The sequence below is a fragment of the Achromobacter sp. EB05 genome, from assembly GCF_044232075.1.
Taxonomy (GTDB): domain Bacteria; phylum Pseudomonadota; class Gammaproteobacteria; order Burkholderiales; family Burkholderiaceae_B; genus Achromobacter; species Achromobacter dolens.
The window spans coordinates 932,690-946,348 of record NZ_CP155917.1; the positions used below are offsets into that span (position 1 = coordinate 932,690).

Sequence of the window (13,659 nt, forward strand, 5' to 3'; positions counted from 1 at the left end):
GGAAATCCTTCCGTGCGGGGGCAAACGGCGGGATCCCGCGGGGGCGGCTTTGTAACTTTTGCCGACCGCGCTCTATGACACGGAAAAATCCGTACACATTATGGGGCCCGCAAGCTTAACCCGCCGCGCGCGGCGCGCTACCCTTTAGGGTAAATAGGGCCGGTGCATCGGCGCTCCGGCGGCAACGGCAAGGATAATAACGATGACGCGCAAAACAAAAATAGCGGTCGGGATTGTGGGCAGCCTCGTCGTCCTGGTGGCGGTGCTGGTCGTGCTGGTCGCCACCTTCGACTGGAACCGCGCCCGGCCGATGATCAACGAACGCGTCAGCGCGGCCATCGGACGGCCGTTCGCCATCAATGGCGACCTGACCGTGATATGGTCGCGTGAATCGGACGAGAGCGGTTGGCGCGCATGGGTGCCATGGCCGCACATCGTGGCCAACGACATCAGCGTCGCCAATACCGAATGGGCCAGGGTGCCGGAGTTCGCGACCCTCAAGCGCGGTGAGTTCAGCCTGTCGCCGCTGCCGCTGCTGGCCCACCGGGTCGTGATCCGGCGCATCCAGTTGACCGAGCCCGCCGCCGACCTCGAGCGCCTGGCCGACGGTCGCGCGAACTGGGTCTTCACCCTGCCCGAGACCGGCGAGCCTTCGCCGTGGGTGCTGGATATCAATGAAATCGGCTTCGACAAAGGCAGCGTCGGCCTGTCCGATGCGATCCTGCAGGCGGACCTGACCGTGCTGGTCGATCCGCTGGGCAAGCCCGTGCCGTTCGCCGACGTGGCCGGCGCGGCCTTCGTGCCCGAAGACGCCGCCGCCGCGGCGCCGCGCGACTATGTCTTCGGCTGGAAGGTCGACGGTAAATTCAAGAACCTTCCCACCAAGGGCGAAGGCAAGGTCGGCGGCATGCTGGCGTTGCAGGATCCCAAGCAACCGTTCCCGGTGCAGGCCGACGTGTCGATCGGCGGCACCAAGGCGGCCATCACCGGCACCCTGACCGACCCGGCCAACCTGGGCGCGCTGGACCTGCGTCTGAAGCTGTCGGGCGGCTCGATGGCGCAACTGTATCCGCTGACCGGCGTGACGCTGCCCGACACCCCGCCGTATTCCACCGATGGCCACCTGGTGGCCAGGCTGCGCCACGCCGGCGGCGCGGTGTTCGAATACCGTGATTTCAATGGCCGCGTCGGCAACAGCGACCTGCATGGCGACGTGACGTTCTCGCTGGCGGCCCCGCGTCCGAAACTGACCGGCAAGCTGTCGTCCAAGCAGTTGCGCATGGCCGACCTGGGGCCGCTGATCGGCGTGCAGTCCGGCAAGCCCGCCCCGGCCCAGGACAAAGCCAAGGACGCCCCCGCCAAGCCGCCCAACGGCAAGGTGCTGCCGACCCAGGCGTTCCGCACCGACCGTTGGCGCGACATGGACGCCGATGTGGCGCTGGAGGCCGGCCGCATCGTGCACGATGCCAAGCTGCCGTTGACGGACCTGACGGTGCACTTGATCCTGCAGGACGGCCAGCTCACGCTCGATCCGCTGCGCTTCGGCATGGCCGGCGGCAACATGGCGGCGACCGTGCGGCTGGACGGATCCAAGGCGCCGCTGACGGGGCGAGTCGAGATGCACGCGCGGAGATTGCGGCTCAAGCAACTGTTCCCGTCGGCGGAGTCGATGCAGAGCGCGCTGGGCGAATTGAACGGCGACCTGGCGCTGTCGGGCACGGGCAATTCCGTGGCCGCGTTGCTCGGCTCGGCCAGCGGCGATGTGAAGATGCTGGTCAACGATGGCGTCATCAGCCGCAGCCTGATGGAGATTGCCGGCCTGAACGTCGGCAACTACGTCGTCTCGAAGCTGTTCGGCGACGACGAGGTCAAGATCAACTGCGGCGCGGCCGACCTGGAGATGAAGAGCGGCGTGATGACGCCGCGCGTGTTCGTGTTCGACACCGAGAACGCGCTGATCAACATCACCGGCACCACCGACTTCAAGAACGAGAAGCTCGACCTGGACATCACGCCCGACAGCAAGGGCTTCCGCATTTTCTCGCTGCGTTCGCCGCTGTATGTGCGCGGCACCTTCGGCAAGCCGGACGTGGGCGTGCACGTGGGGCCGCTGGCGGCGCGCGGCGCGGGCATGGTGGCGCTGGGCGTGATCCTGACGCCGGCGGCGGGTCTGCTGGCGCTGATCGCGCCCAGCACCTCCGACGACAACTCCTGCGGCACGCTGCTCAAGCAGATGCGCACCCCGCCCAAGGCGCCGGCGCCCAAGGGCAAGTAGGCGGCGTCAGCGCGGCAACGCCATGCGGGCGCCGTCGCGCGCCTGGTTGTCGGCGACGCAGACCGCGTTGCGGCCGTGGTTCTTGGCGTAGTAGAGGGCGCGGTCGGCGCGCTGGATCACCTCGTCCAGCGTGGCGCCGTGCTCCGGGTAGCAGGCCACGCCGGCCGACAGCGTGATCGGCGCGGGCAGGCCGGTTTCGGTGCCGAGCGCCTCCAGCTTCTGGCGCAGTCGCTCGGCCGTGGCCACCGCGGCCGCCAGCGGCGCACCCGGCATCAGCATCACGAACTCCTCGCCGCCGCTGCGCGCGACCGTGTCGCCGCTGCGCGACCCCTCGATCAGCAACGCCGCCAGCACCTGCAGCGCGCGGTCGCCGGCGGCGTGGCCGTACAGATCGTTGACGTTCTTGAAGTGATCGATGTCCAGCGCCACGATGGCCAGCGGCGTCTCGGCGGCCTGCAGCAGCGCCATGGCTTCGTTCAGGCCGCGGCGGTTCAGCAGCGACGTCAGGGTGTCTGTGGTGGAGGCGCGGCGCAGGTCGCGGATCTTGTGCTGGATCGAGTTCAATCCCATCAGCAGCGCGCGCTTGAGCTGCGAGGCTTCGAAATACCACGAACGCACTTTGCGGATGCGCTCGGCCGAGTCGGGGTCCTGCATGTGCTTGGCGATGCTGGCCAGTTCCCCGAGCGGGCGGGCGATCCAGCGCGACAGCAGCCAGATCAGCAGGATCGAGATCAGCAGCAGCGGCAGGGTGTTGCGCGCGGTCGCCATCAGCAGGTCGTTCAGGGGCAGCAGGGTGCTGGCCACCGGCCGCTGCGCGACGATGGTCCAGCCGGTGCTGGGCACCGGCGCGAAGCCGGCCAGGATCTCGGTGCCCGTCGCGTCGGTGAAGCGCGCTTCGCCGGTTTCGCCGCGCAGCGCCGCGGCCAAGGCGGTCTTGTTCGCGGACATGCTGCCCAGGCGGCTGCGGTCGGGGTGATAGATCAGGGTGCCGTCACGCGCCAGCACATACAGCAGCGAGTCGTCGCGGTTGAAATGCTGGCCGAGCAGGCGATCCAGCACGTTGTCTTCGTGCAGGTAGAGCGTGCCGGCGATATAGCCGAGATAGCGGTAGTCGCGCGAGAAGATCGGATGGGTGTACAGGATCAGCCAGCGGCCGGTGCTGGCGCGGAAGGGTTCGCTGATGAACGGCCGGCGCGTGCTCAGGGCGGTCCGGGCGGCGTCGCTGGTCATCTGCTGGCCCATCAGTTGCGGGTAGGAGGTCGACACCGCCAGCACTTTGCCCTGCGCCGACACCACGAAACTGGAATTGAAATGGCCCAGTTGCTCTTCCTGGCGCCGCGTCTCCGACGACATCAGTTCCGGGTGGGTATCCATGTCGGCCAGCATGTCGGCGCTGTAGGCCAGGTGACGCCGCAGGTCAGCAAGGAAATATTCCGTGGTGGCGGCGAGCTTGGCGGCATAGACACGGTTGCTTTCGAGCGCGTTGTGCAACAGCAGGTCGCGTTGCACCAGGTAGCTGGCATGCAGACCCGCGGCCAGCACCAGGAAGATCGACAGCAGGCTGATCCATAGGATGAGACGCCGGAGGTCGAGGCGGAGCATGGAAGGTAGGACCGTCAGGCGTGGGCGCGGCCTGGGGGCGGGCCGGCGAGCGCATCCCAGGCGCACATCGCCTGGCGCGCGACCGCTTGCAAGGTCTTGCGGCTGGCGCCGTCGCGCGCCTGGATCGACATTCCGTGCAGGATGGTGGTGTAGAACGCGGCCAAGCCTTTCAGGTCGGTGCCGGCGGGCAATTCGCCGGCGGCGGCGCCGGCGGTCAGGCGGGCCAGGATGCGGCCTTGCATTTCGCGCCGATTGTCGCCCAGGAACACGCCCACGCCGGCGTCGGTGTCGGCGCCGGCCGGCGCGCCCAGCACGATCAGGCAGCCCGGCGGAGCGCCGGGGGTGGTGAAGCGTTCGGCAGCCGCCAGCAGCATGCCGCAGATGCCCGCGCGGGCGGTGGGGGCGTCGGTCAGCGCGCGGCGCGATGCGGCGCCGTCGGTGTCGCGGTAAAGCTGCACCGCTTCGCGAAATAGTCCCTCTTTTGAGCCGAATGCGCCATAGAGACTGGGCGAGTTGATGCCCATCGCGGCCGTCAGATCGGTTAGCGATGCTCCTTCATATCCCTTCGACCAGAAGACTTCCATGGCCTTGCGCAAGGCCTGGGCCCGGTCGAAGTTCCTGGGGCGCCCACGTTCTGCCATGACCCGGATTTTACCCGCGAGAGTTATTTTGTGTTGATTGATAAAAAAATCGTTGACGGCCGGTTGGCGGCAGTCGATGATATTTGTACTGAACACTACAAATTATGGTGAACCCATGCAGAACCTGATCGGAAAAGTGGCTTTCGTGAGCGGCGGCAGCCGTGGCATCGGCGCGGCAATCGTGCGCCGCCTGGCGTCGGAAGGCGCGGACGTGGCTTTTACCTACGTCAGCGCCTCGTCGCGCGACACGGCGCAGGCGCTGGCGCGCGAACTCGAGGCAGAGGGACGACGCGCGCGAGCCATCCAGGCCGACTCGGCCGATCCGGCGCAAGTGCGGCGGGCGGTGGAGCAGGCCATCGGCGAACTGGGCCCGGTGGATGTGCTGGTGAACAACGCCGGCATCTTCCTGGCCGGCCCGCTGGACGAGGTCACGCTGGAGGACTATGACCGCACGATGAACATCAACGTGCGCGCGCCGTTTGTCGCGATTCAGGCGGCGCAGGCCTCGATGCCGGACGGCGGCCGCATCATCAACATCGGCAGTTGCCTGGCCGAACGCTCGGGCCGCGCCGGCGTGACACTGTACTCGGCCAGCAAGTCGGCGCTGCTGGGCATGACGCGCGGCCTGGCGCGAGACCTGGGCGCGCGCGGCATCACCGCCAACGTGGTGCATCCGGGTCCGATCGACACCGATATGAATCCGGCCGATGGCGAGCGTGCGGGCGACCTGGTGGCGGTGTTGTCGTTGCCGCACTATGGCGAAGTGCGCGACATCGCCGGCATGGTGGCGTTCCTGGCCGGCCCCGACGGGCGCTACGTGACGGGCGCGAGCCTGGCGGTGGACGGCGGGTACGCAGCCTGATCCGGCGCTCCCTGCGCGGCATGAGGCCAGGGCGAGGGCGCCCGCGTCGAAGGGCCCGCGTCTTTTTTTGGGGTCTATCTGCAATGGACTTGCACAATTAAAAAAAGGTCCCTATAATCTCGCTTCTTCGCTGGTCAAACACAACAAACGCAGCGGCGACAACGCGAAAGCGGCGTTTACCGAGTAGTGGTTGTGATTGAACATGCAGGGCTGTTAGCTCAGTTGGTAGAGCAGCGGACTCTTAATCCGTAGGTCGAGTGTTCGAGCCACTCACAGCCCACCAAAATTTCGAAGGCCGTCGACGTTAATCGTCGACGGCCTTTTTCACGTCGACGGCCTTTTTCATTTTCCGCGCGCCGGTGACTTTCCAGGCCTGTGGGCGCCTGCGGGCTTGCCCCCCATGGCTCGGGGCCGGCCGCTGCCGCTGGCGTCGCGCTAGAAATCCTGCGCGATCGCGCTCGCGCTGATCCTGGCCTGCGCGATGGTGTCCGTGGCCAGGGCGTCCCAGGTGTGTTCGACCATCAGGCGCCGCACTTCCTTGACGCCGATGAACTTCAGCCAGAAGTCGAGGTAGTCGGCCTGGTGCGCGAAGCCGGGGCTGGCGGGATAGGCGATGGGGTCGTGGCCCTGGCCGCGGACGTGGATGACCAGGGCGCGCGGGATGCTCAGCATCGGGCCGTATGCCCGCCCATCGAAGCTGAACAGCATGCCGCGCTGGCTGACCAGGTCGATCAGTTGCTTGAGCTTGTACGGATAGTCGAAATTCCACATCGGCACGCCAAGCACGATCCGGTCGGCCTGCTGAAAGCGCCGGGCGAGTTCGGTGATGCGGGCCCAGATCGTGGCCTCGGCATCGTCCAGCGGGGCTTTGGCGACGCCCTTGTACTTGGCGCCGATCGCCCGGCTGTCGAAGTCGGGCAGGTCTTCTTCCCACACGTTCAGGGTGTCGACCTCGAGTTCGGGGTGAGCCTGGCGACAGGCGGCCAGGAACGACTGGGCGATGGCGATCGACGCCGAGCGGGCGCCACGGGGGGAAGATTCGATGTTCAAGAGACGCATGCTGCAAAGTCCGGATGGGGCGAGCGTCGTAAGTTTGGTTGCCAGTCGGCCCGCCAGGGGAAATACGATTGCAAATGCAATCGTTAGGCGGGCAATTGTATCGTTGCCCGATGGAATTGCAAACGCCATCGCGGGACGGCCTGTGGGGCGGTATCACGGCGCGCCGCCGGGTCCGGGCGCCGCGAAGTACGCCATCGGCGGGCAGACAGGATTAAGCCTGGACTGAATGGTGATTGCATCCTGGCTAAATCACCGCGAGCGATGTCCTCTCTATAGTGAGGGCATCGAATCCAAGGAGTGCCCCCATGCCTGTAATTGCCCCGTCCGCCGCCTATCCCCGCGCGGTGCTGTTCGATCTGTTGACCGCGCTGCTGGATTCCTGGACGGTGTGGAATGCCGCGGCCGGCTCCGAGGCGCGCGGCCGCGCCTGGCGCGCAGAGTATCTGCGCCTGACGTATGGCTGTGGCGCCTACCAGCCCTATGAGCAATTGGTCGAGACCGCCGCCGCGGCGGTGGGGCTGCCGGCCAGCGCGCCGGCGGCGCTGGAGGCGGAGTGGGACCGGCTGCCGGTCTGGGACGGCGCGCGCGAGCTGCTGCGGGCGCTGCGTCCGCACTGCCGATTGGGCGTGGTCACCAACTGTTCGCGACGCCTGGGACATCGCGCGGCGGGTCTGCTCGGAGTGGACTGGGACGTGGTGGTGACCTCGGAAGAAGCGGGCTTTTACAAGCCGGATCCCCGGCCCTACGAACTGGCGCTGGCACGGCTGGAGGTGCCGGCCGCGCAGGCGGCGTTCGTGGCCGGCTCAGGCTACGACCTGTTCGGCACCAGCAAGGTGGGGCTGCGCACCTATTGGCACAACCGCGTGGGCCTGGCCTTGCCCGAAGGCGCGCCGGCGCCCGAGGCGCAGTCGCCGCGACTGGATGACGCGTTGCCGTGGCTGGCCGGGTTCGGCGCGGGCGCGGCGGTGCGCTAGCCGGGGGCGGTACAAACTGTTGCGCGCTCGCGATTCCCGCAGCGGGCGGGACAGGCCTTAACATGGTCCCTGCCGGCATCCGCCGGCGCACCGACAGGATCGTGGAGGTTGTCATGCAATCAAGAACAATGCTCAAGCGTATCGCTGTAGTCGCGGCAATGGGTGTGCTGGTGGCGGGGTGTGCCACGCAACAGCAGACCAACACCGCGGTGGGGACCGGGGCGGGCGCGGCCGTGGGGGCCGGCATCGGCGCCCTGATCGGCCATGGCACCGGCGCGGCGGTCGGGGCCGGCATCGGCGCCGTGGCCGGCGGCCTGATCGGCTACAACTGGAAGGTGGTGAAGGAAGACGTGCAGAAGTCCGGCGCGACCTCGCTGGGCATCGACGTGGTCGAGATGCCGGATGGCAGCCTGAAGGTCAACATCCCGAGCAACGTGTCGTTCGATACCGACAAGACCGACCTCAAGCCGGCGTTGCTGCCGGTGCTGGACAGCGTGGCGCGCTCGCTCAACCAGCATCCCGAATTGCGCGCCAAGGTGGTGGGCCATACGGATAGCACGGGCGCGCTGGCGCACAACCAGACCTTGTCCGTGAACCGGGCGCGCAGCGTCACGGAGTATCTGTCGCGGCAGGGCGTGGCGGCGACGCGGCTGACGATCGAAGGGCGCGGGCCCAACGACCCGATCGGCGACAACGCCACCGCCGACGGCCGGGCGCTGAACCGCCGGGTCGAGATCTACCTGTACGCAGTCAAGCAGTAGTAGCATGCGGGCGCCGCGCCCATCATGCGCCGACGGCATGCCGACGGCCGTGATGGCGCCGGGCCGTCGCCGACGCGAACGGCGCGGCGCTCTTCCCTGGCTTTTCCTGGAGTTCGCCATGAGCATGTTTCCCCCTGCCCGCATCGGCACCGATATCGCGATCGCGGCCCTGTCCGGTTGGCAGGCCGTCGCGATGCGCGACGCGATCGAAAAGCGCTTCCGTTTCGCCAATTTCAACGCCGCCTTCGGTTTCATGGCGCGAGTGGCGATGTTCGCCGAGAAGCTGAACCACCACCCCGAATGGACCAACGTCTACAACCGGGTCGACGTGATGCTGACCACGCACGATGCCGGCGGCGTGACCGAGCTGGACGTGCGCATGGCGCAGTTCATGGACGAGGCCGCCGCGCAGATGGGCGCGACCGCGCCGAAAGCGGCCGCCTAGACGGATCAGCCTTCGCGCGTGCCGGAGGGGTCGCGCTGATGCGCGATCAGGCGGTCGAGCATGTCGCCGAGCTGGCGCTGTTCGTCGGCGCTGAGGCAGCCGAAGATCTCCTGGTTGCGGCGCGCGATCAGATCGATGATGCGCCGGTAGTGGGTATCGCCCGCGGCCGTCAGCGACAGCACCACGCCGCGGCCGTCGGCCGCCGAGTCCTTTTTCCTGATCAGTCCGCGTTCGACCAGGGCCTGCGCCGAACGGCTCGCCTGGCCCTTGTTCAGGTTGGCGGCCAGCGCCAGGTCGTTGACCGAGAGCGGCGCGTAGCGGCCGATCGCGGCCAGGCAGCGCGCCTCGCCCAGCGGGATGCCGCAGTCTTCCAGATAGGCACGATTCGTGTCGCGGTCGGTGATCTTGTTGATCACGTGCAGGCGGTAGGTCAGGAATCGTTCGAGGGCGGGCGTGGTCACGTCGGGCGATCGGCGGTGGCGGCGGGATAGTGTGCCACAGGGGCGGCGCTGGCCGCCTCGGCCTGCGCCAGCAGGGTGGTTGCGGCCTCGGCATCCGGCAGGCGCGCCAGCGCCGACAGGCCGAGGATCGACAGGAACAGCGGCGCCTGCGTGGGGCCGACGCGAGTCAGGGCCTGCGCCATCAGGGTGTACACCCGGTCCAGTTCATCATTGCTCATGCTTGTGGCTCCCGGGGCGAGGGGGCGATCATCGGATAGTAGGGGGCCAGCGCGGCGCGCAGGACGCGCTCGTCCGCCATGGCCCAGCGGCCGAGCACATAGCCGTCCGGCCGCAGCAGCCAGACCGTGCCGGGCTGCGCGCCGAAGCGCTCGCGCAGGTGGCGGTGCGGGTCGCGCCAGGCGTCAGGCGCCGGTCCGTCGACGACGATGGCCTGCAACGGACTGGCGCTGTGCCGGGTGATGGCCGCGAGCGTGCGCAGGGTCTGGGCGGCGCGGGCGTCCGCGGCGCAGGCCAGCAGCACGAAACCCTGGCCGAAACAGGCGCTGAGGTAGCGCGGCGACGCGTCGGCGTCGGCCAGCAGCAGGTCGGGCGCGGGCTGGCCGGGGGCTGCGGCGAGTGGCTGGCCTTGCGCGCCGTCAGGCAGGTTCAGCGGCGAGCCGTCATACGAGATGGGGGCGGATTGACGCGGATTGATCAGCGGCCGGGCGCGTTCGTCGGTCAGGGCCAGCCGCAAAGCGGCCTCACGCATCAGGCGGAAGCCGAAATCCGGCGGCGCCATGAACTCGGTGCTCTTGGCGCCGTAGGCCAGATTCTGGCGGGTGGCGTGGACGCGCTCGCCGCTGTAGCTGTCGAGCAGGTCCTCGCAAGCCTGGCCGCGCAGCACCCAGGCCAGCTTCCAGGCAAGATTGCCGGCATCGTCCAGGCCGGAGTTCAGGCCGCGCACGCCGAAGATCGGCACCAGGTGGGCGGCGTCGCCGGCGAACAGCACGCGGCCGTGACGGTAGCGTTCCAGCGTCAGGCATTTGGCGTTGTAGAGCGAGATCCAGAGCGGCTTCCATGGCGCGGTCTCGCCGATCATGTCCAGATGGCTCTGCACCCGCGGCAGCACGTTCTCCGGCTTGACCGCCTCGGCGGCATCCTCGTCGTCGCGGATCTGATAGTCGACGCGCCAGACGTTGCCGGGCTGGCGGTGCATCAACAGGGTGGCGCCGGGATTGGACGGCGGATCGAACCAGGCCAGTCGTTCGACGGGGCGGTCGGACGCCTGTTCGATATCGACAATGACGTAGCGGCCGTCGTACTGCATGCCCTTCAGCTTCAGGCCCAGCGCGTCGCGCACGCTGCTGCGGCCGCCGTCGCAGGCCACCAGCCAGTTGGCGCGCACGGTGTGATGCTGGCCGTCGATCTCGGCCTCGACGTCGACGCCGTCCGGGCCCGGACGCACCGTGACGGCCCGGGCCGACCACTGCAGCACGGCCTGGCCGGGCTGGCGCAGCATGGCCTGGTGCGCGTATTCCTCGACGAAGTACTGCTGGATGTTGACCATCGGCGCGAAGCGCTGTGTCGGGTCGTGCGGCATTTCGAAGTGCAGCACTTCGCGGTCGCGGTAGTAGCTGCGCCCGCCGCTCCAGGGCAGGCCGGTGGCTGTCAGCGCCGCGTCGGCGCCAGCCCAGCCCAGGATTTCCTGCGAACGCCGCGAGATGCAGATGGCGCGGCTGCCGCTGCAATAGCCGTCGTCGGCCTCGAGCGTGAGCGAGGCGATGCCGTAATGCGCCAGCAGCGCGGCCAGGGTGAGCCCGACCGGACCGCCGCCGACGATCAGGACGGGGACGCGGGCTGGGAGTGCCATGCTGTCTCCAGGATATTAGTTGTTTGCGCAACTATATCGTCGGATTGGTTGTGTGCGCAACCATTTGGCCGCGGCAAAAAAAACCCGCCGGGGCGGGCGGGTCTTGTCGGCGCGCGACAGCGCTCAGTTGCGCACGTAGTAGATGCGCATGGCCTGTTGCTTCTGGCTGCCGTCCATGACGCGCAGCACCACGACCTTGGGAGTGAAGCCGTCGGGCAGCTTCAACTGGCCCAGCGCGTAGTCGTAGCGGTCAACGTTGAGCGTGGGGCCTTCCGGCGTGATGGTGGCGGCGCGGCCGTTGGGGTAGCTGCCGTCGATGGAGAAGGTGAGCGTCCCCTTGAATGGCGCGCCATTGCGCTCTTCGCGCATCACCAGCACCTGGTAGTCGAGCTGGCCGGGCTGGCGCTTGAAAGTGGCCGAGCGGATGCCCAGGTTGCCGCCGCGGGGGTCGGGCGGCATGGCGTCCTGGAACAGCACCAGTTCCTTGTTCAGCGTTTCCAGCCTGGCGCGGGCGTCGGCCAGGTCGGCGGTGAGTTTGTCATGGCCGGACTTGTTGGCGTCGCGTTGCTGCGTGGCCTCTTCGAGTTGGCTTTGCAGGCGCTGGTTCTCGAGCTTGGAGGCGCTCAGTTCGCTGTGCAGTTGTTCGGATTGCTCGACGGTCAGCCGCTGCGGGCCGTAGTTGGTCTGCAGGAAGAGCACGCCGCCCGCGCCCAGGGCAATGCCCACCAGCAGCAGGACCAGCCAGCGCGGCATGCGGCGCGTGCGTTGGCCCGGTTGGTAAACGGAGGGCTTGAATACGGCCCGTTGCGATCTTCCAAACATCCCCATTCCTAGAAAACGTCCTGTGTGTTGCCTGACCCTGCGCCGCGCGCACCAGTCAAAGCGTCAGAGAATACCCGGTTAAGCCGGGGCGATGGGCGCGCGGACAAGCCTCGTTGCGCACCTTGATATTGTGAAATATGTGGGCATTGGCCGGACTCACGGCGCGTCGCGGCGGAGTTCGGCGTCCAGGTCGGCCAGCCGCTGGGGGGTGCCGATGTCGGCCCATCGGCCGGCGTGGCGGGCGCCACGGACGCGGCCCTGTTCCATGGCTTGCCGGAGCAGGGGCGCGAGCCGCGCGGCCGTGCCGCGGGCAATCCCCGCGAATAGCATGGGATGGTAGACGCCGATGCCGGAAAAGGTCAAACGGGCCTCGCCGCCGTCCTCGACCCGGCCGTCGGCCGTGAGGGTGAAATCGCCGGCCGGGTGTTGCGGCGGATTGTCGGCCATCAGCAGCCAGGCGCCGGCGGGCGGGAGCGCGGTCGCCAGGGCCGGCGCGGCGGCGGGGTCCCAGTCGCACCAGATGTCGCCGTTGATCACCAGGAACGGGTCCGGCCCCAGCAGCGGCAGGGCCTGGGCGATGCCGCCGGCGGTTTCCAGGGCGCTGGCCTCGGGCGAGTAGCGGATCCGCAGGCCGAAGGCTACGCCGTCGCCCAGCGCGCGTTCGATCTCGTGGCCGAGCCAGGCGTGGTTGATGACCACGTCCTGTAAGCCGGCCGCGGCCAGCCGTTCGAGGTGCCAGGCGATCAGGGGCTTGCCGCCGACCGGCAGCAGCGGCTTGGGCAGGCGGTCGGTCAGCGGGCGCATGCGTTCGCCGCGGCCGGCGGCAAGGATCATGGCGCGCATCAGAAGGTGTATCCGACGCTGACCTGGCGGTCGTCGAGCTTGTCCAGCAGGCGCAGCAGGGGCGTGAAGACGCCGTAGCGCTGTGCCACCTGGCGCACGTAGCCGTTCACCCGCGGCATGTGGGCCAGGTAGTGGGCCTTGCCGTCGCGGTGGTTCAGGCGGGCGAAGACGCCCAGGATCCGCAGGTTGCGCTGCAGGCCCATCCATTCATAGGCGCGGTGGAATTCGGCGAAGTCGGCGTCGACCGGCAGGCCGGCGGCGCGCGCCATTTCCCAGTAGCGGATGGCCCAGTCGAGCTGCTGCGGCTCTTCCCAGGTGGTGCGGGCGTCGGTCACCAGCGACGCCAGGTCGTAGGTGATGGGGCCGGCCAGGGCGTCCTGGAAGTCGATGACCCCCGGGTTGGGGCCGTATTGCGGCTGGTCGCAGAGCATCAGGTTGGGCGAGTGGTAATCGCGGTGCACCAGGACGGTGGGCTGGTTGCCGTTGCTGGCCGAGAGCAGGGCGAAGATTTTTTCCAGGGCCTGCGCGGTCTTGTCGTCGAGCGTGGCGCCGTGGTGCTTCTGCACGTACCACTCGGGGAACAGCTTGAGTTCGTCGGCCAGCCGCCCGGTATCGTAACGGGCCAGGCCGGTGGTTTGGGCCTGCTGCAGGCGCACCAGCGCCGCCAGGGCGTCGCGGTACATCGATTGCAGGCGGGCGTCGTCCACGCCGTCCTGGATGCGCTGGTAATAGGTCTGCTCGCCCAGGTCGGACAGCAGCAGCAGGCCCTGGTCGAGGTCCTGCGCGATCACGTCGGGCACGTTCAGGCCGGCGTCGCGCAGCAACTGGTCCACGTGCAGGAACGGGCGGCAGTCCTCATGCTGGGGCGGCGCGTCCATCACGATCAGGGTGCGGCCGGCGGCGTCCAGGCGGAAATAGCGGCGGAAACTGGCGTCGGCGGAGGCGGGGCGCAGGCTGTCCACCGCCAGTCCCAGGGCGGCGGGCAGGCCTTGCAGCCAGGCGCGGATCTGCTCCAGGCGGGGGTCATGATCGTTTTTCAAGGAAGATCCGTGTCAGAAGGGCAAT

The 13,659-nt window shown here is 68.2% G+C and carries 14 protein-coding genes and 1 tRNA gene; 6 read left to right on the forward strand and 9 right to left on the reverse strand.

What is annotated here, in order from left to right; translation table 11 throughout:
- The first annotated feature begins 202 nt into the window (after positions 1–202).
- Positions 203–2,275: an AsmA family protein gene (locus AAID08_RS04315; protein ID WP_395757383.1), complete on the forward strand. Its 2,073-nt coding sequence runs from the start codon at positions 203–205 to the stop codon at positions 2,273–2,275.
- Between the two features lie 6 nt (positions 2,276–2,281).
- On the opposite strand, the gene AAID08_RS04320 is transcribed toward AAID08_RS04315, so the two are convergent.
- Complete coding sequence (locus tag AAID08_RS04320) at positions 2,282–3,877, reverse strand: diguanylate cyclase (RefSeq protein WP_144657137.1); 1,596 nt, start codon at positions 3,875–3,877, stop codon at positions 2,282–2,284.
- Positions 3,878–3,891: 14 nt separating this feature from the next.
- Positions 3,892–4,518, reverse strand: coding sequence for a TetR/AcrR family transcriptional regulator (locus AAID08_RS04325; protein ID WP_395757798.1), 627 nt, complete (start codon positions 4,516–4,518; stop codon positions 3,892–3,894).
- Between the two features lie 115 nt (positions 4,519–4,633).
- Between AAID08_RS04325 and AAID08_RS04330 the strand changes: the two genes are divergently transcribed.
- Together AAID08_RS04330 and AAID08_RS04335 are read left to right on the forward strand one after the other, a co-directional pair.
- The gene (locus AAID08_RS04330) at positions 4,634–5,380 is read left to right on the forward strand and encodes an SDR family NAD(P)-dependent oxidoreductase (protein ID WP_144657139.1); all 747 of its coding nucleotides are present in this window, start codon (positions 4,634–4,636) and stop codon (positions 5,378–5,380) included.
- A 207-nt stretch (positions 5,381–5,587) separates the two neighbouring features.
- A tRNA-Lys gene (locus tag AAID08_RS04335) sits at positions 5,588–5,663 on the forward strand.
- Positions 5,664–5,815: 152 nt separating this feature from the next.
- On the opposite strand, the gene AAID08_RS04340 is transcribed toward AAID08_RS04335, so the two are convergent.
- Complete coding sequence (locus AAID08_RS04340; RefSeq protein ID WP_054501874.1) at positions 5,816–6,439, reverse strand: FMN-dependent NADH-azoreductase; 624 nt, start codon at positions 6,437–6,439, stop codon at positions 5,816–5,818.
- Positions 6,440–6,744: 305 nt separating this feature from the next.
- On the opposite strand from AAID08_RS04340, the gene AAID08_RS04345 reads away from it, so the two are divergent.
- The 3 genes from AAID08_RS04345 (at position 6,745) to AAID08_RS04355 (ending at position 8,619) form a co-directional block, all read left to right on the forward strand.
- Positions 6,745–7,413, forward strand: a complete 669-nt coding sequence (locus AAID08_RS04345; RefSeq protein ID WP_395757384.1) for an HAD family hydrolase — start codon at positions 6,745–6,747, stop codon at positions 7,411–7,413.
- A 113-nt stretch (positions 7,414–7,526) separates the two neighbouring features.
- Entirely contained in the window at positions 7,527–8,174 is a 648-nt protein-coding gene (locus AAID08_RS04350; protein ID WP_054501872.1) for an OmpA family protein, read from the forward strand.
- A 118-nt stretch (positions 8,175–8,292) separates the two neighbouring features.
- Complete coding sequence (locus AAID08_RS04355) at positions 8,293–8,619, forward strand: 4a-hydroxytetrahydrobiopterin dehydratase (protein ID WP_054501979.1); 327 nt, start codon at positions 8,293–8,295, stop codon at positions 8,617–8,619.
- A gap of 5 nt (positions 8,620–8,624) precedes the next feature.
- On the opposite strand, the gene AAID08_RS04360 is transcribed toward AAID08_RS04355, so the two are convergent.
- The 6 genes from AAID08_RS04360 to AAID08_RS04385 all read right to left on the reverse strand — a co-directional run bounded on the left by AAID08_RS04360 (position 8,625) and on the right by AAID08_RS04385 (position 13,634).
- Entirely contained in the window at positions 8,625–9,080 is a 456-nt protein-coding gene (locus AAID08_RS04360; protein ID WP_054501871.1) for a MarR family winged helix-turn-helix transcriptional regulator, read from the reverse strand.
- Positions 9,077–9,298, reverse strand: coding sequence for a hypothetical protein (locus tag AAID08_RS04365; protein WP_144657145.1), 222 nt, complete (start codon positions 9,296–9,298; stop codon positions 9,077–9,079). Before AAID08_RS04365 ends, AAID08_RS04360 begins: the two co-directional genes overlap by 4 nt.
- Entirely contained in the window at positions 9,295–10,929 is a 1,635-nt protein-coding gene (locus AAID08_RS04370; protein WP_395757385.1) for an FAD-dependent monooxygenase, read from the reverse strand. Before AAID08_RS04370 ends, AAID08_RS04365 begins: the two co-directional genes overlap by 4 nt.
- A gap of 123 nt (positions 10,930–11,052) precedes the next feature.
- Positions 11,053–11,751, reverse strand: a complete 699-nt coding sequence (locus AAID08_RS04375) for a DUF6776 family protein (protein ID WP_395757386.1) — start codon at positions 11,749–11,751, stop codon at positions 11,053–11,055.
- A gap of 156 nt (positions 11,752–11,907) precedes the next feature.
- Entirely contained in the window at positions 11,908–12,594 is a 687-nt protein-coding gene (gene murU / locus AAID08_RS04380) for an N-acetylmuramate alpha-1-phosphate uridylyltransferase MurU (RefSeq protein WP_395757387.1), read from the reverse strand.
- A complete protein-coding gene (locus AAID08_RS04385) occupies positions 12,594–13,634 on the reverse strand; it encodes an aminoglycoside phosphotransferase family protein (protein WP_064526485.1) in 1,041 nt (346 codons plus the stop codon). The genes murU and AAID08_RS04385 overlap by 1 nt, the downstream gene beginning before the upstream one ends.
- Positions 13,635–13,659 lie beyond the last annotated feature (25 nt).

What these genes read in the sequence shown, in the direction of transcription:
- AAID08_RS04330 (WP_144657139.1), top strand. Translation starts at nt 4,634, where the DNA reads ATGCAGAACCTGATCGGAAAAGTGGCTTTCGTGAGCGGCGGCAGCCGT.
- AAID08_RS04315 (WP_395757383.1), top strand. Translation starts at nt 203, where the DNA reads ATGACGCGCAAAACAAAAATAGCGGTCGGGATTGTGGGCAGCCTCGTC.
- AAID08_RS04320 (WP_144657137.1), bottom strand. Translation starts at nt 3,877, where the DNA reads ATGCTCCGCCTCGACCTCCGGCGTCTCATCCTATGGATCAGCCTGCTG.
- AAID08_RS04325 (WP_395757798.1), bottom strand. Translation starts at nt 4,518, where the DNA reads ATGGCAGAACGTGGGCGCCCCAGGAACTTCGACCGGGCCCAGGCCTTG.
- AAID08_RS04345 (WP_395757384.1), top strand. Translation starts at nt 6,745, where the DNA reads ATGCCTGTAATTGCCCCGTCCGCCGCCTATCCCCGCGCGGTGCTGTTC.
- AAID08_RS04350 (WP_054501872.1), top strand. Translation starts at nt 7,527, where the DNA reads ATGCAATCAAGAACAATGCTCAAGCGTATCGCTGTAGTCGCGGCAATG.
- murU (WP_395757387.1), bottom strand. Translation starts at nt 12,594, where the DNA reads ATGCGCGCCATGATCCTTGCCGCCGGCCGCGGCGAACGCATGCGCCCG.
- AAID08_RS04340 (WP_054501874.1), bottom strand. Translation starts at nt 6,439, where the DNA reads ATGCGTCTCTTGAACATCGAATCTTCCCCCCGTGGCGCCCGCTCGGCG.
- AAID08_RS04365 (WP_144657145.1), bottom strand. Translation starts at nt 9,298, where the DNA reads ATGAGCAATGATGAACTGGACCGGGTGTACACCCTGATGGCGCAGGCC.
- AAID08_RS04370 (WP_395757385.1), bottom strand. Translation starts at nt 10,929, where the DNA reads ATGGCACTCCCAGCCCGCGTCCCCGTCCTGATCGTCGGCGGCGGTCCG.
- AAID08_RS04375 (WP_395757386.1), bottom strand. Translation starts at nt 11,751, where the DNA reads ATGTTTGGAAGATCGCAACGGGCCGTATTCAAGCCCTCCGTTTACCAA.
- AAID08_RS04355 (WP_054501979.1), top strand. Translation starts at nt 8,293, where the DNA reads ATGAGCATGTTTCCCCCTGCCCGCATCGGCACCGATATCGCGATCGCG.